Here is a 4,623-nt window from a genome sequence, read left to right on the forward strand (position 1 = left end):
ACCACCTCCGACCTGGACGATCTCCTGGCCAGGCTCGACCAGCACACCGCCGATCACCCAGAAGAATCCTCCGCCGCCAAGGCCGCGTGATCAACCCCCGAAGGACTTACGACGCAGACCACTTAGCATGAACACATGGTTGCCAATGATGCCCAGCGGTTCTGGTCAGGAGGGGAAGCAGTGTCCCGAGACGACGCCGAAGCCGGCAGGTCTCCTCATGCGCCCACGGTCGACGAACGCCAAACAATGGATCTCGCCGGATCGCACCGGCCGGAGACCGTTGAAGACTCTCACCCGGTCGCCGACCTGGTCGCGCGGGCGACCGATCTGGTGGAGCCGATCAAACCTAAGCTGCGCGGCTGGCTTCACGCCGGCATGGTCCCCGCATCGTTGGCGGCGGGAATCGTCCTGATCTGCCTGACGAGGACGCCGCAGGCCGCCCTGGCATGCACCGTGTACGCCGTGACCGCCTGGCTGCTGTTCGGAACGAGCGCCGTCTACCACCTCGGCACGTGGGGACCACTCGGCGAAGCCATTCTGCGGCGCCTCGATCACGCCAACATCTTCCTGATCATCGCCGGCACCTGCACGCCCCTCGCCGTGCTCCTGCTCTCCGCCGACCAGCGATCCGTCCTGCTGTGGATTGTTTGGACGGGCGCCCTGGCCGGCATCGCCTTCCGTGTCCTATGGGTCGGAGCCCCCCGCTGGCTCTACACACCCTGTTACCTGGCGCTGGGCTGGGCACCGGTGCGTTACCTGCCGGACTTCCTGCACAACGGCGGAGCGGCCACACTGTCCCTGATCGTGGCTGGTGGGCTTCTCTACAGCGCGGGCGCTGTTGTCTACGCCCTCCAGCGCCCTGACCCCTCGCCCCGCTGGTTCGGTTTCCACGAGGTCTTCCACGCTCTGATCTGACCGTGGCTGCCTTCACCGCGCATTTCATCGCCATCGTTCTTGCCGCTTCCTGATCGGACGGCGTGACGCGCTCTCGCCGTCCAGGCGGGCGCCGATCCACGAGGGGGCAGGATGGTCCTCTCCCGAAGGGCCCGCATCCCCCTGCGCGGGGATCGTCTCGGGGGTGCGACCAGCCGTCGGTCTCCCGGCTCGTGCCCGGCGCGCCGACCGGGGGATCGGGGAGGAACGGGTCCGGGCGGCCCCGATCCGCCTCCGGCGAGGCGCGCGGCGGGTCCATGGGCCGCCGGGTGGTCAAGGGGGAGGGGCGCCGGTGCGATGCAGGTAGCGGCACCACCTACATCCCCCACATTTCCCACGTGTGGCGCTCACAACAATGCAACGCACCGCCGCCGGTGGTCAAAACACGCCCACCCCTGGTAAAACCCCCTTGCTGTCGAACGCTGCACCCGGGGTGAATCAATATCTGATCCCGCCGTCTAAGAGTTCGACGAGCCTTGCAGGCAGAATTTTTATTGCAAAAGACGTGATGGAAATATGGGACGTACGCAACCGGCAGCAGCGTGCTACTGTCGATCTCGGTTGCAGTTTTGGTACCCAAAAACTCCAAGCGTATTCAGTCGGCCACAGTGTCGAATATCTGCTGCGCTTTGTATTTCCGGTCATTTTCCGGACGGGGCATCATCGCGGCGACACGGTGCCCGCAAGGGCGGACACCGGTGTACTGCCCCAAAGGAGATATGACATGGCGTCTGGCACGGTCAAATGGTTCAACGCGGCCAAGGGTTTCGGCTTCATCGAGCAGGACGGTGGCGGCGAGGACGTCTTCGCCCACTTCTCGAACATCGCTGCTCAAGGCTTCCGTGAACTGCTGGAAGGCCAGAAGGTCACCTTCGACATCGCGCAGGGTCAAAAGGGCTCGACGGCCGAGAACATCGTTCCCGCCTGACGTTGACGCGCATCTTGTAGCTGGGTCCCGCATCCCTCGGGGTGCGGGACCCAGCTACACCCATTCCCCGCAGTGCGTCCACCTGCGGGAAAGGCCTTTCAAGGAAGCTGCCCCTTGAATGCTGCACCGTAATTGATTTATCTGGTCAGCGCGTCCGTGTGACGCCACCCCCATTCCAGTGCCCGTGCTCATATCGCTTTCTGTGAGCCGGATTCGCTTTCATATTCTGCTCGGCACGTTCTTGTGATTCCCTGCGCCGCTCTTTCGCTGCGGGAGTTCCTTGATTGGTGCCGCATCAAGGAAGGTTCTTATGAACCCCACACGTACGAACGAGCGCTCTTCACGCACCCGCAGCCGTTCCGGCGGGCCCGCTTTCGGCACGGGCGCCGGTTCAGGACGGAGCAGCCGCTTCGGCTCCTCGGTCCCGAGCCGTTCCGCGGGTGCGAGCCGCTCGGGCGGCTACGGCCGCCGGCCCGCCTCGGTCCAGGGCGAGTTCGCCCTGCCGAAGACGATCACCCCGGCGCTTCCCGCCGTCGAGGCGTTCGCCGATCTCGACATGCCCGGGGCGCTGCTGGCCGCACTCGGCGCCCAGGGCGTGAGCGTGCCGTTCCCGATCCAGGGCGCCACCTTGCCCAACACCCTCGCGGGCCGTGACGTCCTGGGCCGAGGCCGCACCGGCTCCGGCAAGACCCTGGCCTTCGGCCTGGCCCTGCTGGCACGCACCGCAGGACAGCGCGCCGAGCCCCACCAGCCGCTCGCCCTCATCCTGGTCCCCACCCGCGAGCTGGCCCAACAGGTCACCGACGCCCTCACCCCGTACGCCCGCTCCGTCAGGCTGCGCCTGGCCACCGTCGTCGGCGGCATGTCGATCGGCAGGCAGGCCGGCGCGCTGCGCGCAGGCGCCGAGGTCATCGTGGCCACGCCCGGCAGGTTGAAGGACCTCATCGACCGCGGTGACTGCCGGCTGAACCAGGTGGCGATCACCGTCCTCGACGAGGCCGACCAGATGGCCGACATGGGGTTCATGCCCCAGGTCACCGCCCTGCTGGACCAGGTGCGCCCCGAGGGCCAGCGGATGCTGTTCTCCGCCACCTTGGACCGCAACGTCGACCTGCTGGTCCGCCGCTACCTGACCGACCCGGTCGTCCACTCGGTGGACCCTTCGGCCGGCGCGGTGACCACGATGGAACACCATGTCCTGCACGTCCACGGCGCGGACAAGCAGCGGATGACGACGGAGATCGCGGCGCGCGAGGGCCGGGTGATGATGTTCCTCGACACCAAGCACGCCGTCGACCGCCTGACCGAGCACCTCCTCAACAGCGGTGTACGAGCCGCCGCGCTCCACGGCGGCAAGTCCCAGCCCCAGCGCACCCGCACCCTCGCCCAGTTCAAGACCGGCCACGTCACCGTGCTGGTCGCCACCAATGTGGCCGCGCGCGGCATCCACGTCGACAACCTCGACCTCGTCGTGAACATCGACCCGCCGACCGACCACAAGGACTACCTCCACCGCGGGGGCCGCACCGCTCGCGCGGGCGAGTCCGGCAGCGTCGTCACCCTGGTCACTCCCAACCAGCGCCGCGACATGACCCGGCTGATGACGGCCGCGGGCATCACCCCGCAGTCCACCCAGGTCCGCTCCGGCGAGGAAGCACTGCACCGCATCACCGGCGCAAAGGCCCCCTCCGGCATCCCGGTCACCATCACCGCGCCGGTCTCCGAGCGGCCCAGGCGCAGCGCGACCTCCCGCGGTCGGCGTCGGCCCGTTTCGGCCGCCCGGCGCGTGAGCGCGCGACAGTCCGCCTTCGACGCGGCTGCCTGAGAACCAGTGATCCGGAAACTGACCCACCTCTGCAGGAGGCACGTGTTGACGCTGGTTCGGATGCAGCCCCGCTCGGCGAACGCCGACCTTGTACAGCGCACGGTGGACGAGCGGCCGGCCCGCAGGTCTGTGACGACATGACGGTCGAGGTGGCGCTGGCCGTCATGGCCGGCGCCCACGCGGGGCATCTGCTCGTCTGCGACGAGGACGGCCTGTGCACCGGGTTGGTCACCCGGGCCCAACTGGCCGCCGTCCGCGACAGCGCGGCCTACACGGACCAGGTCCGTCTGCGGAGTGTCCTCGGCGACCGCGGGCCGTTCGCCTTGCCCACGACCACGATGGCCGAGGCCGACCACGCGATGCGCTATCGCAGGCTCGCTGCCCTGACCGTCGTCGACGAGCAGGGCAGCGCGCTGGGCGTCCTCGCCCTTGCCCGCTGAACCGCCTCACCGCGGCACAACCGTCCCCTTCTCCCTGTGAGGCCTCATGCGCTGTGTCATCGCCCGCTTCCCGTTCGACCTGACCAAGAGCGGTGTCCTGGAGTCGATGAAGGGCATCAAGCCCGAACAGGTCACCGGCGAATCCGTGATCATCGGCCGCCGCACCTACCCCCTCAAGCAGGTCGGCCAGGTCATCACCCGCCAGGACCGCCGGGACTTCAGCGCCGGCGAAGTCCTTCGCGCCATGACCCAGCTCGGCTTCACCTGCCGCGGCCTTCCCCTTGTCGCCGCCGTGCCCACGCGCGTCCGCAGCCCGTTCCGGCAGGCTTCTTCGATGCTCGGCAGCCCGGTGACCGCCTGACGAAGGCCGGCTGAGAGCGGACAGCGCAAGATCCTTGTAGGCGGACATTTCGGATCCCGCTTGGCGGACAGCTGATCTCCCCGTCGATACGGCCGTTCGTGTGTCTTCGAACCCAGGTTCCGAACTGGTGATCCCT

3 protein-coding genes and 2 pseudogenes are annotated in these 4,623 nt (G+C 67.8%); all 5 read left to right on the forward strand.

What is annotated here, in order from left to right:
* The first annotated feature begins 246 nt into the window (after window positions 1–246).
* The 5 genes and pseudogenes from trhA to OTB19_RS41605 all read left to right on the forward strand — a co-directional run bounded on the left by trhA (window position 247) and on the right by OTB19_RS41605 (window position 4,487).
* Window positions 247–968 (forward strand): annotated as a pseudogene (gene trhA, locus OTB19_RS41585) (PAQR family membrane homeostasis protein TrhA).
* Between the two features lie 689 nt (window positions 969–1,657).
* Window positions 1,658–1,861, forward strand: coding sequence for a cold-shock protein (locus OTB19_RS41590; RefSeq protein WP_266967262.1), 204 nt, complete (start codon window positions 1,658–1,660; stop codon window positions 1,859–1,861).
* A gap of 310 nt (window positions 1,862–2,171) precedes the next feature.
* Window positions 2,172–3,686 (forward strand): DEAD/DEAH box helicase, encoded by a 1,515-nt coding sequence (locus OTB19_RS41595; protein WP_267804063.1) that lies wholly within the window; start codon window positions 2,172–2,174, stop codon window positions 3,684–3,686.
* A gap of 45 nt (window positions 3,687–3,731) precedes the next feature.
* Window positions 3,732–4,126 (forward strand): annotated as a pseudogene (locus tag OTB19_RS41600) (CBS domain-containing protein).
* Window positions 4,127–4,172: 46 nt separating this feature from the next.
* Entirely contained in the window at window positions 4,173–4,487 is a 315-nt protein-coding gene (locus tag OTB19_RS41605) for an SCO5918 family protein (RefSeq protein ID WP_267804064.1), read from the forward strand.
* The last annotated feature ends 136 nt before the right edge of the window (window positions 4,488–4,623 follow it).

Origin of the sequence: Streptomyces sp. H27-H5 (assembly GCF_026627505.1) — a bacterium.
Lineage (GTDB): Bacteria > Actinomycetota > Actinomycetes > Streptomycetales > Streptomycetaceae > Streptomyces.